Source organism: Methylogaea oryzae, assembly GCF_019669985.1.
In the GTDB taxonomy this organism is placed as follows: domain Bacteria; phylum Pseudomonadota; class Gammaproteobacteria; order Methylococcales; family Methylococcaceae; genus Methylogaea; species Methylogaea oryzae.
This window is the reverse complement of sequence record NZ_AP019782.1, coordinates 814,044-832,585: the sequence shown is the minus strand read 5'-3', so window position 1 is coordinate 832,585 and position 18,542 is coordinate 814,044. Positions and strand designations below refer to the sequence as shown.

Annotated in this window: 13 protein-coding genes; 7 read left to right on the top strand and 6 right to left on the bottom strand. The window is 64.1% G+C overall.

Going from position 1 to position 18,542, the window contains the following annotated elements:
• Positions 1-141 precede the first annotated feature (141 nt).
• Together K5607_RS04095 and K5607_RS04090 are read right to left on the bottom strand one after the other, a co-directional pair.
• Positions 142-2,292: a sodium-translocating pyrophosphatase gene (locus K5607_RS04095; RefSeq protein WP_221048286.1), complete on the bottom strand. Its 2,151-nt coding sequence runs from the start codon at positions 2,290-2,292 to the stop codon at positions 142-144.
• A gap of 124 nt (positions 2,293-2,416) precedes the next feature.
• Positions 2,417-5,098 (bottom strand): bifunctional acetate--CoA ligase family protein/GNAT family N-acetyltransferase, encoded by a 2,682-nt coding sequence (locus K5607_RS04090; protein WP_221048285.1) that lies wholly within the window; start codon positions 5,096-5,098, stop codon positions 2,417-2,419.
• Between the two features lie 129 nt (positions 5,099-5,227).
• Between K5607_RS04090 and K5607_RS04085 the strand changes: the two genes are divergently transcribed.
• From K5607_RS04085 to K5607_RS04060, 6 genes are all read left to right on the top strand, one after another.
• On the top strand, positions 5,228-6,148 hold the full coding sequence (locus tag K5607_RS04085; RefSeq protein WP_054773434.1) for a histone deacetylase family protein: 921 nt from the start codon (positions 5,228-5,230) through the stop codon (positions 6,146-6,148).
• A 194-nt stretch (positions 6,149-6,342) separates the two neighbouring features.
• Positions 6,343-8,139, top strand: a complete 1,797-nt coding sequence (locus K5607_RS04080; RefSeq protein ID WP_221048284.1) for an NAD(P)H-dependent oxidoreductase subunit E — start codon at positions 6,343-6,345, stop codon at positions 8,137-8,139.
• Entirely contained in the window at positions 8,136-8,852 is a 717-nt protein-coding gene (locus K5607_RS04075) for a 2Fe-2S iron-sulfur cluster-binding protein (RefSeq protein WP_054773433.1), read from the top strand. The genes K5607_RS04080 and K5607_RS04075 overlap by 4 nt, the downstream gene beginning before the upstream one ends.
• Position 8,853: 1 nt before the next feature.
• On the top strand, positions 8,854-9,405 hold the full coding sequence (locus K5607_RS04070) for an NADH-quinone oxidoreductase subunit B family protein (protein ID WP_281427736.1): 552 nt from the start codon (positions 8,854-8,856) through the stop codon (positions 9,403-9,405).
• 105 nt (positions 9,406-9,510) lie between these two features.
• Positions 9,511-10,977, top strand: a complete 1,467-nt coding sequence (locus tag K5607_RS04065) for a Ni/Fe hydrogenase subunit alpha (RefSeq protein ID WP_221048283.1) — start codon at positions 9,511-9,513, stop codon at positions 10,975-10,977.
• 71 nt (positions 10,978-11,048) lie between these two features.
• Positions 11,049-11,543: a hydrogenase maturation protease gene (locus K5607_RS04060; protein ID WP_054773432.1), complete on the top strand. Its 495-nt coding sequence runs from the start codon at positions 11,049-11,051 to the stop codon at positions 11,541-11,543.
• Positions 11,544-11,559: 16 nt separating this feature from the next.
• Here K5607_RS04060 and K5607_RS04055 read toward each other — a convergent pair whose 3' ends face one another.
• Genes K5607_RS04055 through K5607_RS04040 form a run of 4 tightly spaced genes read right to left on the bottom strand, consistent with a single transcriptional unit; the run spans position 11,560 to position 17,113 of the window.
• Complete coding sequence (locus tag K5607_RS04055) at positions 11,560-14,178, bottom strand: putative bifunctional diguanylate cyclase/phosphodiesterase (RefSeq protein WP_221048282.1); 2,619 nt, start codon at positions 14,176-14,178, stop codon at positions 11,560-11,562.
• The gene (locus tag K5607_RS04050) at positions 14,175-14,639 is read right to left on the bottom strand and encodes a hydrogenase maturation protease (RefSeq protein ID WP_221048281.1); all 465 of its coding nucleotides are present in this window, start codon (positions 14,637-14,639) and stop codon (positions 14,175-14,177) included. Before K5607_RS04050 ends, K5607_RS04055 begins: the two co-directional genes overlap by 4 nt.
• Before the next feature lie 4 nt (positions 14,640-14,643).
• On the bottom strand, positions 14,644-16,170 hold the full coding sequence (locus K5607_RS04045) for a nickel-dependent hydrogenase large subunit (RefSeq protein ID WP_221048280.1): 1,527 nt from the start codon (positions 16,168-16,170) through the stop codon (positions 14,644-14,646).
• Position 16,171: 1 nt separating this feature from the next.
• Complete coding sequence (locus tag K5607_RS04040; protein WP_054774049.1) at positions 16,172-17,113, bottom strand: NADH-quinone oxidoreductase subunit B family protein; 942 nt, start codon at positions 17,111-17,113, stop codon at positions 16,172-16,174.
• 318 nt (positions 17,114-17,431) lie between these two features.
• Between K5607_RS04040 and K5607_RS04035 the strand changes: the two genes are divergently transcribed.
• Positions 17,432-18,502 carry a hydrogenase small subunit gene (locus K5607_RS04035; RefSeq protein ID WP_221048279.1) on the top strand — a complete coding sequence of 357 codons (1,071 nt, stop codon included), beginning with the start codon at positions 17,432-17,434 and terminating at the stop codon, positions 18,500-18,502.
• Positions 18,503-18,542: the final 40 nt, after the last annotated feature.

Sequence of the window (18,542 nt, the reverse complement as noted above, 5' to 3'; positions counted from 1 at the left end):
GACGGGGTGTCTGCAAATTCTTCGGGGTAACTACGCTGCCGACCGGTGTCCCCGATAGTCGCTGGGCGCGATGGCCCAACGGTCGGACTTGGGCGCGAAACCCGCCCCGACGGCGCGGGGCGGGCGGTTCGACACGACTGACTAGAAGCTCAGCCAACCGCTGCCGAAGGCGGAAGCGAATACCAGGCTGACGATGCTCATCAGTTTAATCAAGATGTTCAAGGCCGGGCCGCTGGTGTCCTTGAATGGATCGCCGACGGTGTCGCCCACCACGGCGGCTTTGTGGGCATCGGAGCCCTTGCCGCCGTATTCGCCGGTTTCGATCCACTTCTTGGCGTTGTCCCAAGCGCCGCCGGCGTTGGCCATCATCACCGCCAACAGGAAGCCGGAGGCGGTGGCGCCGATCAACAGGCCCGCCAACGCTTCCTTGCCCAGCACGAAACCGACCACCAGGGGCACCACCACGGCCAAGGCGCCGGGCAGGATCATCTGGTGCAAGGCGCTTTCCGTGCTGATGCCGACGCAAGCCTTGTAATCGGGCTTGCCGGTGCCTTCCATCAGGCCGGGAATTTCCCGGAACTGGCGGCGCACTTCCAGCACGATCTGGTGGGCGGCTCGGCCCACCGCCATCATGGTCAGGGCGGAGAACAGATAGGGCAGCATGGCGCCGATCAGCACGCCCGGCAGCATGGTCGGACTGAGCACGTTCAGGTTTTCCACCTTGGCGGCGGCCACATAGGCGGCCAACAAGGCCAGCGCGGTCAACACCGCCGAACCGATGGCGAAGCCCTTGCCGGTGGCGGCGGTGGTGTTGCCCAGGCTGTCCAGGGCGTCGGTGCGCAACCGCACTTCATGGGGCAGATGGCTCATTTCGGCAATGCCGCCGGCGTTGTCCGCCACCGGGCCATAAGCGTCGGTCGCCAGAGTCACGCCCAGGGTGCTCAACATGCCCACCCCGGACAAGGCCACGGCATACAAGCCGGCGGCGATGGTGCCGTCCGCCTTCATGCCCAACCAAATGCTGATGAGGATCGCCACGGCGACGATCAATACCGGCAACACGGTGCTCATCATGCCCACGGCCAAGCCCTGGATGATGGTGGTGGCGGCACCGGTTTGCGTCGCCTCGGAGATGCCCTGGGTCGGTTTTTCCGTGTAGGAAGTGTAGTACTCGGTGACATAGGCGATGGCGTTGCCGGCGATCAGGCCCGCCAGAATCACCAGCCAGTAGTAAATGCTGACGCCGGCCAGCAGCACCGCCAGCAGGGACAAGCCCAGCACCGCCACGGAAGCGCCCCACACCGAGCGGCGTAGGGTGGCCAAAAGCTCGGCCAAGGAAGCGTTTTCGTCGATCTGCGCCAAATGGCTCTTGATGAACTTGAAGCCTTGGGCAGCCACGCCGCCGATAGCGGCCGGCAGCTTGCCGATGAAGGTGTTGATGCCTTGGTCCCATTCCTCGCCGATGACGATGTAGATGCCGAACAGGGACGACAGCACGCCCACGGCGGCCACCAGGAACGGCAGGCCGATGAAGGCGCCGGCCGCGTCGCCGCCGAAGGCGGCGCCCAGGGTGGCGGCGGCGATGATGGAGCCGCTGTAGCTCTCGAACAGGTCGGCGCCCATGCCGGCCACGTCGCCCACGTTATCGCCGACGTTGTCGGCGATAACCGCCGGGTTGCGCGGATCGTCCTCGGGAATGCCCTGCTCCACCTTGCCCACCAAGTCGGCGCCCACGTCGGCCGCCTTGGTGTAGATGCCGCCGCCGACGCGGGCGAACAGCGCGATGCTGCTGGCGCCGAAGCCGAACCCCGTCACGTAGACCAGTTGGTTGGCATTGCCGCTGAACACCAGGTACAGCGTGGTCATGCCCAGCAAGCTGAAGCTGACCACCGACATGCCCATGATGGCGCCGCTGCCGAAGGCGACCCTCAGGCCCTCGTGCAGGCCGTGGCTGGCCGCCGCCGCGGTACGCACGTTGGCGCGCACCGCCACGTACATGCCCAGATAGCCGGCGCCCGCGGACGCCACCGCGCCCACGACGAAACACAGGGCGCTTTGCCATTGCAGGAATATGGTCATGATGACCGCAACGATGGCGACGAATACCGCCAGGATGCGGTATTCGCGGCCCAAAAACGCCGATGCGCCTTCCTGGATGGCCGCGGAAATCTCGCGCATGGTGTCGTTGCCCTGCTCGCAGCTAAGCACCTGCTTAAGCTGCCAAAGGACGTAAGCGCCCCCGGCGGCCCCCATCAACCACGCGATAACCACCGATGCGGATGCATGCAACATACTTTCTACCCCCTTATTGGGAAACCCTTAGTTGTTATTAACCGGCCGTTTAAACCCATGCGCCCACGGCGCGAGCCGTGCGCTATTGTTACCGACTTTTCCGCCGTTGCGGTCAAGCACCGCTTCAGCTTTTCAACATTTTCGCTGCGCGCCGGATATTGGGATCGTCGCTACTGACGGTAACATTGAACCCCAGGATGTCCATCAACTTCAGCATATTCTTGTTGCTGGCGAGCACCTCGCCCTCCATCAGCCTCAATCCGCGCGCGCGCGCCGCACCGATCAAGCCGCCCATCAGCCGCGAACCGATCCCCCTGCCCTGCCAGGCGTCGCTGACCACCAAGGCGAATTCGCAAGTCTCGCCGTCGGGATTGATGGCGTAGCGGCACACCCCCAGCTCCAGCTCCTTGCCGTTCTGCACCGTGACCGCGATCAGGGCCATTTCCCGGTCGTAATCGATCTGGGTGAAACGGGCCAGCATGGCCGGCGACAGCTCCTGCAAGGCGCTGAGGAAACGGAAAAACTTGGCTTCCTCGGACAAGCCGCGCACGAACTCCTGCTCCAAATCGGCGTCTTCCGGACGAATGGGGCGGATGGTCACATCGGTGCCGTCGGGCAACTGCCACTGGCTGATGAGATGGGAGGGATAAGGATGAATCGCCATGTGGTCGTAGGGCACGCTGGAGGCGGACACATAATCGACCACCACGCGGGCATCCACCGCCAGCGCGCCGTGCTCGTCGACGATCAGCGGGTTGATGTCCATTTCCTTGAGCCAAGGCAGCTCGCAAACCATTTCCGACACGCGCAGCAAGACGTTTTCCAATGCCTCGCGGTCCACCGGCGGCATATGGCGGAATTGGCCCAACAGTTTGGCCACGCGGGTACGGTCGATGAGGCTGCGCGCCAAATAAGCGTTGAGCGGCGGCAAAGCCACGGCCCGATCCCCCATCACCTCCACCATGATGCCGCCGGCGCCGAAAGTGATGATCGGGCCGAAAATCGGGTCGTTGGTCACGCCGATCATCAACTCCCGGCCGTTGGGCTTGCGGATCATGGGTTCCACGGCGATGCCGTCGATGCGCGCATTGGGGCGGTTTTTCCTGACCTCCGCCAGCATGTCGTTGTAGCCCGCGCGCACGGCATGGGCGTTGTCCAGGCCCAGCTTGACGCCGCCCGCATCGGTTTTATGGGTGATGTCCGGCGAATTGACCTTGAGCGCCACGGGAAAACCGAACTGCTCCGCCAGCAACAGCGCCTCGTTGGGGCTGCGGGCGATCATGGTGTGAGCCACGGGTATGTGGAAGGCCGACAGCAACGCCTTGGACTCCACTTCGTTAAGCACGTGGCGGCGATCGGCCAGCGCCGATTCGATCAGCATGCGGGCGCCTTCCACGTCGGGCTCGATCCGCTGGGACAAAGGCCCCGGCGTTTGCAACAGCAGTTTCTGGTTCTGGTGGTAAGCGGCGATGTAGGAAAACGCGTCCACCGCCGGCTCCGGCGTGCGGAAGGTGGGTATGCCCGCTAGGGCGAAGGCTTGCCGGCCGTCGCGAATCTGCGCGTCGCCCATCCAGCAGGCGAGCAGCGGCTTGGGGTGCTGGGCGGCCACGGACACCACCGCTTCGGCCACCGCCAGTGGCTGGGTCATGGCCTGCGGCGTAAGGATCACCAGCACGCCGTCCACATTGGGGTCCGCCATGCAGGCGTCCACCGCCTGGCGGTAACGCTCCGGCGGCGCGTCGCCGATGATGTCGGCCGGATTGCCGTGGGACCAGGTGGAAGGCAGGAAGCCGTCCAGCTTGGCCAAGGTTTCCGGCGCGAACTCCGCCAAGGGAATGCCCAGATCCGCCACCTGGTCGGCCGCCATGGCGCCGGGACCGCCGCCGTTGGTGATGATGGCCAGGCGGTTGCCGGCGGGCCGGTGGCGGTAAGCCAAGGCCTGCGCCGCCGTGAACATTTGCGCGATGGTCTTCACCCGCACCACGCCCGCGCGCCGCAAGGCCGCATCGAACACGTCGTCCGCGCCCACCAGGGCGCCGGTGTGGGACACGGCCGCTTTGGAGCCGGCCAAATGGCGTCCCACCTTGACGCCGATGACCGGTTTGACCCGCGAGGCGGCGCGCAAGGCCGACACGAAGCTGCGCGAATCGCGGATGCCTTCGACATAGAGCAGGATGCTGTCCGTCTTGGGATCGGACACCAGGTAATCGAGAATTTCGCCGAAGTCGATGTCGGCCGAGGTGCCCACCGACACTACGCTGGAAAACCCGACTCCCGCCGCGTGGGCCCAATCCAGGATGGCGGCGCACAACGCGCCCGACTGGGACACGAGGGCCAGATTGCCCGGCCGCGCATCGCCCCGGTAGAAAGTGGCGTTGAGTCCGGTGCCGGGGCGCATGATGCCCAGACAGTTGGGGCCGAGCAGGCGCACGCCGAACAGCTTGGCGGTATCGACCACGGCTTTTTGCAGCGCCGCGCCCTTGGGGCCGGTTTCGCTGAAGCCGGCGGACAGCACCACCGCCGCTTTCACGCCGCATTTGCCGCAGCTTTCGATGACGGCGGCGACGGACTCGGCCGGGGTGGCGATGACCGCCAACTCAACTGGCCGGCCGATTTCATCGATGGACGCGTAAGTGGAGCGGCCGTCGATTTCCGGCCGCTTGGGATTGATGCCGTACACTTCCCCCTGAAACCCCGCCAAGAGATTCCGGAAGATGATGCCGCCCACCGCCTCGGGTCGGCCGCTAGCCCCGAAGACGGCCACCGACTTGGGCGAAAACAACATGCTTAGGTAGTGTTGACTCATTCTTCCGAAGCTCTATCACTGAACGTCGCGGCTACCGCGAGCGGCGAGGGGCGGCGGCCCTAACTCTAGCGTTGGATTGTGACAGATTCTAGACTAGCCGCCACCATTCGCTGAATTTTCCCCGCGCCCATGACCACCGCGTTCATCAGCCATCCCGACTGCCGGCTCCACGCCATGGGCGCGGCGCACCCCGAGTGTCCCGAACGCTTGGACGCCGTCATGGCGGGCTTGCAGGCCGCGGGCCTGGATCGGCTGGTTCGGCGCTATGAAGCGCCCTTGGCCACGCGCGAGCAATTGCAACGGGTGCACGACGCCGGCTACATCGACCGCGTGGAAGCCTCGGCTCCCGAGGAAGGACTGGCATACCTGGATCCGGACACCGCCATGAATCCCCACACCTGGCCAGCCGCGCTGCGGGCCGCCGGCGCCGTGGTCCTGGCGGTGGATATGGTGATGGCCGGCGAGGTGGACAACGCCTTTTGCAGCGTTCGCCCGCCCGGCCACCATGCCGAACACGCCGTCGCCATGGGCTTTTGCTTTTTCGACAACGTGGCGGTGGGCGCGGCCCACGCCCTGGCCCGCCACGGCCTGCAAAGGGTCGCCGTCGTCGATTTCGATGTACACCACGGCAACGGCACGGAAGACATCTTCCGCAACGACCCCCGCGTCATGCTCTGCTCCACTTTCCAGCACCCGTTTTATCCGAACAAAGGCGCGGACTCGGGCAACGACCACATCATCAACGTGCCGCTGGCGGCCCACAGCGACGGAACCGTCTTCCGCGCCGCGGTGGAGCGCTGCTGGCTGCCGGCGCTGCGACGCTTCCAACCGCAATTGCTGTTGGTTTCCGCCGGTTTCGACGCCCACCGCGACGACGACATGGCCATGTTGGAATGGGTGGAGGACGACTACGTCTGGATCACCCGCGCCATCAAAGCCGTCGCCGCCGAACACGCCGGCGGCCGCATCGTCTCGGTGCTGGAAGGCGGCTACGACCTGGACGCGCTCGGCGCCAGCGCCGCCGCGCACATCGGCGAGTTGCTCGCCTAACGCATCGCCGAGCCGATCCTGTCGCAATCCGTCTGGCAAACAATCGCCCGGTAACCTAACCTTCATTTGGAAACACGCCGCCGCCGGGTTTATCATCCCGCCAGGCATCGAGCCGCCGGTCCGATCAGGCGGCCGGAAGCCGGAAGAACCGGCGTTTTCCCTCGTTTGTCCAGCCGACCCAAATAAGGACGCCTATGCACAGCGAATACATCGACCCGATCCTTGAGCGTTACGGGCACAATCCCACCAAGCTGATGCAGATACTGCGCGAAACGCAGGAGCATTTCGGCCATATCCACGCCGACGCCATCGACCATCTGGCGGCCAAGCTAGGCATCACCCGCGCCCAAATCGAAAGCACGGCAACCTTCTACTCGTTTTTCTACCTGGAGCCGGTAGGCCGCTACCGCATCCTGTTCTCCGACAACATCACCGACCGCATGCTGGGCAATATGGACTTGCTGGAGCGGTTGTGCCGCCAGTTGTGGATCGAGCGCGGCAAGGTTTCCGAAGACGGCTTGGTGAGCGTGGACACCACCTCCTGCACCGGCATGTGCGACCAGGGGCCGGCGCTGCTGGTCAACAACCGCGCCGCCACCCGCCTGACGGCGGAACGAGTGGACGCCATCGCCGAGCTGGTGAAGAACCAAACGCCGCTGGCCCAATGGCCGGCCGAATTTTTCCAGGTGGAAGACAACATCCGCCGCAAGGACAAGCTGCTGGGCAGCGAGCTGCAACCGGGCGAGGCCCTGCGCGCGGCCCTGAGCAAGCCCCCCGAAGCGCTGGTGGAAGAGGTCAAAGCCTCCAACCTGCGCGGCCGCGGCGGCGCCGGCTTCACCACCGGCCTGAAGTGGGAAGCCTGCCGCAACGCCCCGGGCGAAGCCCATTACGTGGTGTGTAACGCCGACGAAGGCGAGCCCGGCACTTTCAAGGATCGGGTGCTGCTCACCTCCTATGCCGACAAGGTATTCGAAGGCATGACCCTGTGCGGCTACGCCATCGGCGCCAAGCTGGGCATGCTGTATTTGCGCGGCGAGTACCGCTATCTGCTGGATCCGCTCAACGAAATCCTGCAGCGCCGCCGCAACGCCAATCTGCTGGGCAGCGGCATCCTCGGCAAAGCCGGCTTCGATTTCGACATCGAAATCCACCTGGGCGCCGGCGCCTACATCTGCGGCGAGGAGTCGGCCCTGATCGAATCCCTGGAAGGCAAGCGCGGCAACCCGCGCAACCGCCCGCCTTTCCCCGTCACCCACGGCTATTTGCAGCAGCCGACGGTGGTCAACAACGTGGAGACTTTCGCCGCCACCACCTTGATCGCCCTGCACGGCGGCGCCTGGTACCAAGCCATCGGCACGGAAAAATCCGCCGGCACCAAGCTGCTGTCGGTATCCGGCGATTGCGAGCGGCCCGGCATTTACGAATACCCCTTCGGCGTGACGGTGGCCCAGGTGCTGGAAGATTGCGGCGCGCGGGATACCCAGGCTGCCCAGGTGAGCGGACCTTCCGGGGTGTGCATTTCCTCCGCCGAATTCGGCCGGCGCATCGCTTTCGAGGACATCCCCACCGCCGGCGCCTTCATGGTGTTCGACCAGAGCCGGGACATGTTCGAAGTGGCGCGCAACTTCGCCCATTTCTTCGCCCACGAAAGTTGCGGCTTCTGCACGCCCTGCCGGGTCGGAACGTCCCTGCAGAGCAACCTGATGGACAAGCTGCACAACGGCCACGGCTCGCCCTACGACTTCGAGGAAATCAAAAAGCTCAACCAGCTGCTGTTGTCCATGAGCCACTGCGGCCTGGGCCACACCGCCTGCAACCCGGTGTTGGACACCATCGCCAAGTTCCCGGCGGCTTACGAAAAACGCTTGCAGCATAAAGACTTCACCCCCGCCTTCAACCTGGACTGGGCCTTGGGACCGGCGCGGCGCATGACCGGCCGCGACGACAGCGGCGCCCACTTCAAGGAAGAAGCCACCGGAGAAACCCCATGAGCAAAACCTTCACTCTGGACGGCAAGGAAATTCCTTTCGAGGACGGCCAAACCGTCATCCAGGCGGCCCTGGACGCCGGCGCTTACATTCCGCATCTGTGCCACCATCCGGAGTTCCCGCCCAGCGGCTCCTGCAAGCTGTGCACGGTGAAAATCGACGGCCGGCAAACCGCTTCCTGCACCCGCCGCGCCGAAGCCGGCATGACGGTGGAAAGCGATACCCAGGAGCTGAACGACGAGCGGCGCTCCTTGACGCAAATGCTGTTCGTGGAAGGCAACCATTTCTGCCCCTCCTGCGAGAAGAGCGGCGACTGCCAGCTGCAGGCCACTGCCTACCAGCTGCACATGCTGACGCCCCACTACGACCACTTTTTCCCCAACCGGCCGGTGGACGCCTCGCACCCGGACTATTTGCTGGAGTTCAACCGCTGCATCCTCTGCTCGCTGTGCGTACGCGCCAGCCGCGACGTGGACGGCAAGAACGTGTTCGCCCTGGGCGGACGCGGCATCGGCACCCACCTCACGGTCAACGCCGCCTCCCATCGCCTGGCCGACACGGACTTCTCCGCCGACGACATGGCCGCTAAGGTATGCCCCGTGGGGGTGATCCTGAAAAAGCGGGTCGGCTTCGCCGTGCCCATCGGCCAGCGGACGTTCGACAAGAAACCGGCGGCCGATTACGTCGATTCCCGCCTGCCCGCCAAGGAGGACTGACGTGAACGCACCGGAAAAGAAAAAGCTCAAAGTCGCCACCACCTCCCTGGCCGGCTGTTTCGGCTGCCATATGTCCTTCCTGGACATCGACGAACGGCTGTTCGACCTGGTGGAACTGGTGGAATTCGACCGCTCGCCCCTCACCGACATCAAGCATGCCGGCAAGTGCGACATCGGCCTCATCGAAGGCGGTTTGTGCAACGCGGAAAACGTCCACGTGCTGCGGGAATTCCGCCAGCAGTGCGACATCCTCATCGCCGTGGGCGCCTGCGCCATCAACGGCGGCCTGCCGGCGCAAAGAAACCCGTTGTCGCTGCCCATGATCCTGGAAGAGGTCTACCACACCAGCCCCGGCCTGCATAACGGCCTGATTCCCAACGACCCGGAATTACCCCTGCCGCTGGACAAGGTGCACCCCATCCACGAAGTGGTAAAGGTCGATTACTTCATGCCCGGCTGCCCGCCCTCCGGCGACACCATTTGGAAAGTGCTGACGGACCTTCTGGCCGGCAAGGAACCCAACCTGCCCCACGAACTGCTGCACTATGACTGAGGTTTCCCTTTAAATTCCCTGTAGGAGCAGGCCTTGCCCGCGACCAGTCTAAGCATCGCGGGAAAACCCGCTCCTACCCGTTAACGTATTAGTCGGACCACTGCCATGACTTACCACCTGGAAACCGCCGAACACCCCGAAACCCTGCGCCGCGTCGCCATCGACCCCGTTTCTCGGGTGGAAGGCCACGGCAAGGTCACCCTGCTGCTGGACGAGGACAACAAAATCCACCAGGTGCGCTTGCACATCGTGGAATTCCGCGGCTTCGAACGCTTCATCCAGGGCCGCCCCTACTGGGAGGTGCCGGTGATGGTGCAGCGTTTGTGCGGCATCTGCCCGGTGTCCCACCACCTGGCGGCCTCCAAGGCCATGGACCCCATCGTCGGCGCCCACCACCTGACGCCCACCGCGGAAAAAATCCGCCGGCTGATGCACTTCGGCCAGATCATGCAATCCCACGCCCTGCACTTCTTCCACCTGTGCTCGCCGGATTTGCTGTTCGGCTTCGACTCGGACGTGGCCAAGCGCAACATCGTCGGCGTGGCGGAAGCCCACCCGGAAACCGCCAAGCAGGGCGTGCTGCTGCGCAAGTTCGGCCAGGAAGTGATCCGCATGACCGCCGGCAAGCGCATCCACGGCACCGGCGCCATCCCCGGCGGCGTCAACAAATCCCTGACCGTCGCCGAGCGCGACGAGCTGCTGAAAGACGTTTACACCATGATCGCCTGGAGCCGCGACGCGGTGCACCTGGTGAAAAAACTGCACGACGCCAACCCCGCCCTCTACAACAGCTTCGGGCTATGCCGTTCCAACATGCTGTCCATCGTCGGCCACGAAGGCGCCATGGATTTGTACGACGGCAAGCTGCGCGCCCGCGACGCCGACGGCAAGCTGATTTTCGACGGGGTGGACTGCAACAACTACTACCAGACCATCGAAGAAGAAGTGCGTCCTTGGAGCTACATGAAGTTCCCCTTCATCAAAGCGCTGGGCAAGGAAGACGGCTGGTACAAAGTGGGGCCGCTGGCCCGCGTGCAAAACTGCGACAGCATCCCCACCGCTTTCGCCGACCACGAACGGCGCGATTTCATGGACTACGCCGGCGGCAGCCCGATCCACGCCTCCCTCGCCTTCCACTGGACGCGCATGATCGAAATGCTCCACGCCGTGGAAGGCATCAAGGAACTGCTGCACGACGACGACATCCTCGGCACCGAGCTCATGGCCACCGGCGAACGCAAGCGGGAAGGCATCGGCGTCATCGAAGCGCCGCGCGGCACCCTGTTCCACCACTACCGGGTGGACGATGACGACCTGGTCACCATGTGCAACCTGATCGTTTCCACCACCAACAACAACCAGGCCATGAACGAAGCCATCCGCCACGTGGCCAAGCGCTATCTGCACGGCCACGAAATCACCGAAGGCTTGCTCAACCACATCGAAGTGGCGATCCGCGCTTTCGATCCCTGCCTGTCCTGCGCCACCCACGCCCTGGGCAAAATGCCGCTCAAGGTGGAACTGGTGGATGCCGCCGGCCAACAGGTACACGAACTGTCGCGCGGCTTGTAACCCGCTCAGGAACCGACCGCCGCCAGGCGGAAAATATCAGCCTTCTCGAAAGCCGGGACCGCCCACCCGCCATGCCCCACGCTCCTTGTCTCATCTTCGCCGTCGGCAACGAAAGCCGCGGCGACGATGCCTTAGGCCCCTTGCTGCTGCGGGAAATCGCCCGCCGCCTGGAAGCGGGCGCCGCCTCCGACCGCTACGAGCTGATCGAAGATTTCCAGCTGCAAGTGGAAAACGTGCTGGACATGGCCGAGCGGCAGCTGGTGCTGTTCATCGACGCCGGCCACGGCACGCCGGCGCCCTTCAATTTCTACCGTCCCCAACCCCAGGCCATCGGCCACAGCACCCACGCCCTGCCGCCGGAAGCGCTGCTGCCGGTATTCGAGCAAGTCCTGCATCGCCCGCCGCCGCCGGCTTACGTGCTTTGCATACGGGGAGAGAGGTTTGAGCTGGGCGAGGAGGTTTCGCCGCAAGCCCGCCGCCATTACGAGGCGGCGCTGGCGTTTACCGAGCGGTTACTGGCAAATGCCACCGTCGAGTCGTGGGACGCACTGGCGGGCATGCCCTAAGGCAACGCCCCGGCTTTTAAGACACGGCCTTGGACCGCTGCGGGAAATCCGCGCAGTAGCATTCCAGTTGCTCCGCCGAGATGGCCGGCGACAGCAGATACCCTTGGATTTCGTCGCACGCATGGCGGCTCAATAGCTCCAACTGCTGCGCCGTTTCCACGCCTTCCGCCACCACCCGCATATTGAGGCTGCGCCCCATGGCGATGATCGCCTTGATCAGCGCGGCGCGCTCCACATCCTGCGGACCGGTGTATTCCTGGATGAAGGAACGGTCGATCTTGAGGATGTCGATGGGAAGCTTCTGCAAATAAGACAACGACGAATATCCGGTGCCGAAATCGTCCATGGCGATGCGGATGCCCTGTGCGGTGATGGACCGCAAGCGTCGCGTCGCCGTATCGATGTCGTGCATGACCAGGCTTTCGGTGATTTCCAGCTCGATGGATTGGGGCGATACGCCGGTTTCCCGCAGAATGTCGGCCAGGTCGGCGATAAATTCGTCCGCCAACAACTGCCGGGCCGACAGATTGATCGCCAGGCGGAATCCCGGAAAGCGCGCGGCCCAGGCCTTGGCCTGTAAAAAGGCGGTACGCAGTATCCAGTTGCCCAAGGGATAAATCAGCCCGGTTTCCTCCGCGACGGGAATGAACCGATCCGGCGCGATCATGCCGTCGGCGGGATGCCGCCAGCGCACCAAGGCCTCGGCTCCGGTGATGCCCGACAAGCCGACATCGGCTTTCGGCTGATAACACAGCACGAACTCCCCGTTTTCCAAAGCGCGGCGCAGCTTGGTTTCCAACTCGATGCGCCGCTGCGCCTCGACGTTCATGTGCGCTTCGAAATATTGGAACGTGCCCTTGCCTTTCGCCTTGGCGGCGTACATGGCGGCATCGGCGTGTTTGGTCAGCGTGGTGAAATCGGTGCCGTCTTCCGGCGCCAGGGCGATGCCGATGCTGGCGCTGATGTAGATTTGCTGGCGATTGATGTCCAACGGCACTTCCAAGGCACGAATGATTTTTTGCGCGACATCCGCCGCGTCGCCGGCCTCCTCGATGCCCGACAGAATGACGGTGAACTCGTCGCCGCCCAAGCGCGCCACCGTGTCGGACTGGCGCACGCAGACCTTGATCCGCCCCGCCACCTCCTGCAGCAAGCGGTCGCCGGCCCAATGGCCGAGGGTATCGTTAACGTTCTTGAAACGGTCCAGATCGATGAAGAACACCGCCAGGCGGGTGTGATTGCGCTGCGCCAGCAGGCATTCGTGTTCCAAACGGTCCTTGAACAGAAAGCGGTTGGGCAGCGATGTCAGGGCATCGTAATAAGCCAACTGCTCCAGCTTCTGCTCGGTTTGCTTGAGGCTGCTGATGTCGGAAAAAATGGCGACGTAGTGGCTCACCAAGCCCTCGTCGTCCATCAGCGCGTTGATGGTCAGCAGGATAGGGAAAGCCTGGCCGTTTTTGCGCCTATCCCAAATTTCGCCGCGCCAATTGCCCTTGGCAACCAGCTCCTGCCACATGCGCACATAAAAATCGTGGTCGTGGCGGCCCGATTTCAAAAAACGCACGTTGCGGCCGCGGGCCTCGCCTTTTTCATACCCCGTGATGGTGGTAAACGCGGTGTTGACGTCGAGGATATTGGCTTGGGCGTCGGTGATGAATATGGCTTCGCCGCTGTTTTCGAATACCTTGGCGCTCAAACGCAGCTTCATTTCGCGATCTTTGAGCAAGCTGATATTGCTGGCGGTGATAACGGCGCCTTCCAGCTTGCCTTGCTCGGAATGGAGCAAATTGCCCTTGAGCAGATAAATCCCCGCCATCGTCCCGCCCCGGCCGTGCAGGCTGTGCTCGGCGGCATAGCCGTTACCCAAGCGAACGGTTTCCAGCGCCACGGATCGTACCGCCCACGGCAGGGCCGGCAAACGGAGCGAGAGCTTTTCCCGGTCGGCGGCGGAAAGCAAATCGTCGAACGGCGATTCCAGCAATTCTTCCGCCGTAAAATCCAGCTCGCGCAGGGCGGCGGTGTTGGCTTGCTTGATGCGCCCCTCGGTGTCGATCACCAGCAGCACATCGTCCATGCCGTCCATAACCCGATTGACGAAACGGGCCAAGGCTTGCTGTTTGGACGCCACGTCCTTGAGTTGGAGCTTCTGCCGCTCAGCCTCCTCCAGCATCGCCTCCATGGTGCGGCTGATGGCGAGAATCTGCTTTTCCTTTTTGAAATTGGCCAGGGTCAATTGGCCGATTTCATTGTCGAGCTGCGCGATGGTGCCCGCCGCCGAATCGGAGTTCGAATGCTCGGCGATTTCGCATAGGGGCGACGGCAAAGCCGAGGCCGCGACGAAAAACGCCTCCCCTTGCCGATCAACCGGAAATCCCCTCGCTTGCAGGCCGACGCGCATGCCGTGAGCAGGACAAACCAAGGTATCGTCGCCTTGCAAAGGGCATTGGGCGAGGTTGTAACCCTCGTGGGGACAGGCGGCGGCCACCGCCGCGTAACCTTGGGCGGTGGCGAAAATCAACAAGTGCAGCGGACGCGCCTGCCCCAACAACGACACATGTCCCGACCAACGGGGCGGATCGGCGTCCTGCAGAAAAGCCAAGCCTTCGACGCGCACCCGGCTGACGGTGTCCCTCACGGCCCCACCCCGATCAAGCGCCGCCGGATCAGCCGCGCCACGCGCTCGGCCGCCCGCCTCAGAGCCGGCGTCAATCCGGGAGCGAAAGGCGTGACCGCCTCGACCTCGGCGCCGACCACCAGGATCTCCGGGGCCGTGCCGTGCAGGGCGGCGGCGGCCCTCAGCAAATAAGGCACGCCGGCGGCGTGTCCGGACAAATCCGCTTGCGGACTGTCGATTTGTTCCGGCCGGAACAGGCGCACCGTGCCGGGACGGCCGCCGCCGGCCAGGGCGTCCACCAGAATCGCCACGCGGCAGTCTTCCAGCCAGGGCAACGCATCCAGGCCGGCGACGGCGGCATTGAACAAACGCACATCGTCCGGCCAGGCGTGCTCCCGCAAGCGCTCGTAAACGTACGGCCCGAAACCGTCGTCGCCGTGCAGCGCGTTGCCGAAGCAGATGATATGTCGGCCGGCGGGCATAGAACTAAGGCCGCAGGGACAGGCGGCGATCCGAACCCAGAACGTGCACCGTGCACACCAGGCAAGGGTCGTGAGAGCGGATGATGTGGCCGATTTCCAAAGGATCGTCCGGATCCTGCAGGGTAACGCCCAACAGGCTTTGCTCCCAGTGCCCGTGGCGGCCGGCGCTGTCCTTGGGAGACGCGTTCCACGCCGTCGGCGTCACCACCTGATACTGGGCGATGACCCCGTCCTCCACCCGCAGCCAATGGCCCAAGCCGCCGCGGGCGGCGGTCACCAGGCCGTACCCTTCGCCGTCGGGCAAAGAGGCGTCGGGCGGCGCCAAATAATGGGGCTGGTCCAGCGCTGCCGCCAATTCCCGCAGGGTTTCGCGCATTTGCCCCAGCAATATACCGGTGCGCCGCAGGCGGGCGAACTGCCGCAGCCAAGTGCTGCCGCCTTCGTCCCGATACAGGGCGCTGACCAGCGGCTCGCCGTCGACCAGCAGTTCCGCCAAGGGTCCGGTTTGCACCACATGGTCGCGGTACCGCGGTGCCTTGGCCCAGGTATAACGGCCGGAATGGGGCTGATAGTCGGGCACGGTCTGTCCCTGCCAGGGATGGCGCCCGCCCGCGTACGGCAAAAACCAGGAATACGCCACGTGTTCGGCAATGGCCTGCTGGTCGAAGGGCACCACTTCGCCGACGTTGCCGTCGAGAAAACCGGAACGCCATAACTGCCGGCCGTCTTCCTGCCAATGCTGCGGGTCGCAATAGGCGCCGTAGCTGAGCATATGGGGCGTCCCCGGCGCCTGCCGGTGCAAGTCGAGGGACCGCGCCAGGCGCGTCAGCAAGCCGACGGCGGCGTCGGCGGCTTTGCTCCGCTCCAGCCAGCGCCACAGCTCGTCCGCCGTCGCCAGCGCCAGCCAGTCGTCCAAATCGCCGCCGATGATTTTGTCCTCGAACCAGCGGGTCAACGGGTTGAGCACCGCTTGGCAATCGACGATGCGCTTGGCGGTAGGCGGCGTCGTGACACCGCCGGGCAACATGTAGGACGAATGCGGCCACTGGCCGCCGAAGATGGCGACGATCTTGACCATGTGGCGCGAATGCTCCAGCGTGCCCCGGTGCGCCCAGCCCTGGAACGGTTGGAAGGCTTCCAGCGCCTGGGAATAAAGCGGGTGGCCGGCGTAACGGGCGTGGCAAAAATCGGCGGTGAAGAACAAAAACGACTGGCGCAGGTCGCTTTGCACCGTCTCCGCCATCAAACACAGGTTGCGGATGCGGCTGGCGTTGGGCGGCACCGCGATCTTGCCGATCTGCTCCAGGGCCAGCACCGCCGCATACAAATGCGCCGTGCCGCAAATGCCGCAGATGCGCGGCGTGATAACCAGGGAGTCTTTCGGCGCGCGGCCGATCATGATCTGCTCGAACCCCCGGTACATCGTGCCGATGCAGCGGGCATCCGCCACGGTGCTGCCTTCCAGCTCCAGTTGGAATTCCAGGTCGCCTTCCACCCGGTTCAAGTCGATGTTCACGATCCGGCGCGACATGTCAGGGCTCCATGGCCTTGTCCAGCACCCGTTGCGGCGCCGCTTCGTGAGCCAGGCTCTTGTAGGCCATGTAGCCGGCGCGCTGCACGTCCAAGGGCAGATCCAGCGGAATGGCGCCGATTTTCTCCGTGCGAAACAAATCGTGGCTGCGGGGGAAATCCGGCGAAGTGCAACCGAAACAGGGCACGCCGGCGCGGGTTTTGCTGTTGCTGCCGTTCCACAGCTCGGTATTGCATACCGCCAGGGTGGACGGGCCGCGACAGCCCAGGTTGAAGAACAAGCAGCCGCGCTCGCCGAACTCGGTGTCCTCCACGTCGTATTCGTGGTACTCGTTGCGAGTACAGCCCTGGTGCACCAGGCTGCTGAAAAACGCCTTCGGCCGGTTGAGGGCGTCCAACTCCAGCGGCAGGCCGGAAGCCAGCATGGCCAGCGTCTTGGTCATGGCATTGGGATGGGCGGGACAGCCGGCCACGTTGATGACCGGCAGGCCGCGGCCGGAGCGCCACTCCGGCGGCAACAGCCCCCCCGGCGCTTGGCCGTCGTATTGCAATCCCAGACAGTCGGTCGGATTGGGCGGCGCGGCGTGCACTCCGCCGAAAGCGGCGCAAGTGCCCATGGCGGCGACGAAGCCGGCTTGGTCCGCCAACTCGCGCACCAGGCTCATTTTGGAACGATCGCCGTAGGGATCGTACATGCCGGAACCGTTGGGTCCGGTCATGATGCTGCCTTCGACACACAGGATATCCAGCGCCAGCTCGCCGTCGAATATGCGCCGCAACACCCGGTCCAAATGCCCGGCCGGTTGCGCCGACAAGGACGGATGCCACAGCAACTCGATGCCGTAATCGGTGGCCAACTGCTCCACCGAAGGGCTGTCAGCGCACAACAAAGCCATGGTGTCTCCACCGCAAGCGCCGGTTTGCAGCCACAACAGGGAGGTCATCGCTATTCCCATCAGGTTTTATAGGAAATTCACTTTAGTGCAAATCGCGAGGTATTGGAAAGAAGTTTGCACCGATGCCGCTCTTTCCCCGCGCCCCGAACAAGCCGCCCAGGCGTATGGCACTGATTTTCCGGGGTAAGACCAACTGTAGCATGTATGACCAACGACACCATTTTGTAACAGTCCAGACACCGCCCTCCCCCGCCAATCCCGCATAAACCGCAAGGAATTGGCATGGCACGTTCTTTGTTCACTCGCCACCAACCGGTTCAAGCCGGCCGCCGCGACGACAAAAACAGCAATAACCCAGGGGGGAGAATGAGCGACCAGCAGGACAGTTTTTATGCCGTGATGCGCCGCCAGGGCATCACCCGGCGCAGTTTCCTCAAATATTGCAGTCTCACCGCCTCGGCCATGGCCTTGGGGCCGCAATTCGTCGGGCAAATCGCCCATGCCATGGAAACCAAGCCGCGCACGCCGGTGCTGTGGCTGCACGGGCTGGAATGCACCTGCTGCTCGGAATCCTTCATCCGTTCCGCCCATCCCCTGGCCAAGGACGTGGTACTGTCCATGCTGTCCCTGGACTACGACGACACCCTGATGGCCGCCGCCGGCCACCAGGCGGAAGCGGCGCTGGAAAACACCATCCGGAAGTACAAGGGCCGCTACATCCTGGCGGTGGAAGGCAACCCGCCCCTCAACGAGGACGGCATGTTCTGCATCGTCGGCGGCAAGCCCTTCGTGGAACAGCTGCGCTACGCCGCCAAGGACGCCATGGCGGTGATCGCCTGGGGCTCCTGCGCCTCCAACGGCTGCGTGCAGGCGGCCAAGCCCAATCCCACCCAGGCCACGCCCATCCACAAAGTCATCACCGACAAGCCCATCGTCAAGGTGCCGGGCTGCCCGCCCATCGCCGAAGTGATGACCGGCGTCATCACCTATCTGCTGACTTTCGACAAGCTGCCGGAACTGGACGCCCAGGGCCGGCCGAAGATGTTCTACGGCCAGCGCATCCACGACAAATGCTACCGCCGGCCCCACTTCGACGCCGGCCAGTTCGTCGAACACTGGGACGACGACGCGGCGCGCCAGGGCCACTGCTTGTACAAAGTCGGCTGCAAGGGACCGACCACCTACAACGCCTGCTCCACGGTGCGCTGGAACGAAGGCACCTCCTACCCCATCCAATCCGGCCACGGCTGCCTGGGCTGTTCCGAAGAAAACTTCTGGGACAAGGGCTCGTTCTACGACCGCGTCACCGACCTCAACCTGTTCGGCGTGGAAAGCAACGCCGACCAAGTGGGTTTGGCGGCGGCCGGCGCCATGGGCGCGGCCATAGCGGCGCACGCGGCGGCTTCGGTGCTGAAGAAGCCGGAGAAATCGCTGTAGTTGCGCCACTCTTCCGGCTCCCTCTCCCGAAAGGAGAGGG

Excerpts from the sequence above, each read along its gene's own strand:
- K5607_RS04095 (WP_221048286.1), bottom strand. The coding sequence starts at position 2,292 with ATGTTGCATGCATCCGCATCGGTGGTTATCGCGTGGTTGATGGGGGCC.
- K5607_RS04090 (WP_221048285.1), bottom strand. The coding sequence starts at position 5,098 with ATGAGTCAACACTACCTAAGCATGTTGTTTTCGCCCAAGTCGGTGGCC.
- K5607_RS04085 (WP_054773434.1), top strand. The coding sequence starts at position 5,228 with ATGACCACCGCGTTCATCAGCCATCCCGACTGCCGGCTCCACGCCATG.
- K5607_RS04080 (WP_221048284.1), top strand. The coding sequence starts at position 6,343 with ATGCACAGCGAATACATCGACCCGATCCTTGAGCGTTACGGGCACAAT.
- K5607_RS04075 (WP_054773433.1), top strand. The coding sequence starts at position 8,136 with ATGAGCAAAACCTTCACTCTGGACGGCAAGGAAATTCCTTTCGAGGAC.
- K5607_RS04065 (WP_221048283.1), top strand. The coding sequence starts at position 9,511 with ATGACTTACCACCTGGAAACCGCCGAACACCCCGAAACCCTGCGCCGC.
- K5607_RS04060 (WP_054773432.1), top strand. The coding sequence starts at position 11,049 with ATGCCCCACGCTCCTTGTCTCATCTTCGCCGTCGGCAACGAAAGCCGC.
- K5607_RS04050 (WP_221048281.1), bottom strand. The coding sequence starts at position 14,639 with ATGCCCGCCGGCCGACATATCATCTGCTTCGGCAACGCGCTGCACGGC.
- K5607_RS04045 (WP_221048280.1), bottom strand. The coding sequence starts at position 16,170 with ATGTCGCGCCGGATCGTGAACATCGACTTGAACCGGGTGGAAGGCGAC.
- K5607_RS04040 (WP_054774049.1), bottom strand. The coding sequence starts at position 17,113 with ATGACCTCCCTGTTGTGGCTGCAAACCGGCGCTTGCGGTGGAGACACC.
- K5607_RS04035 (WP_221048279.1), top strand. The coding sequence starts at position 17,432 with ATGAGCGACCAGCAGGACAGTTTTTATGCCGTGATGCGCCGCCAGGGC.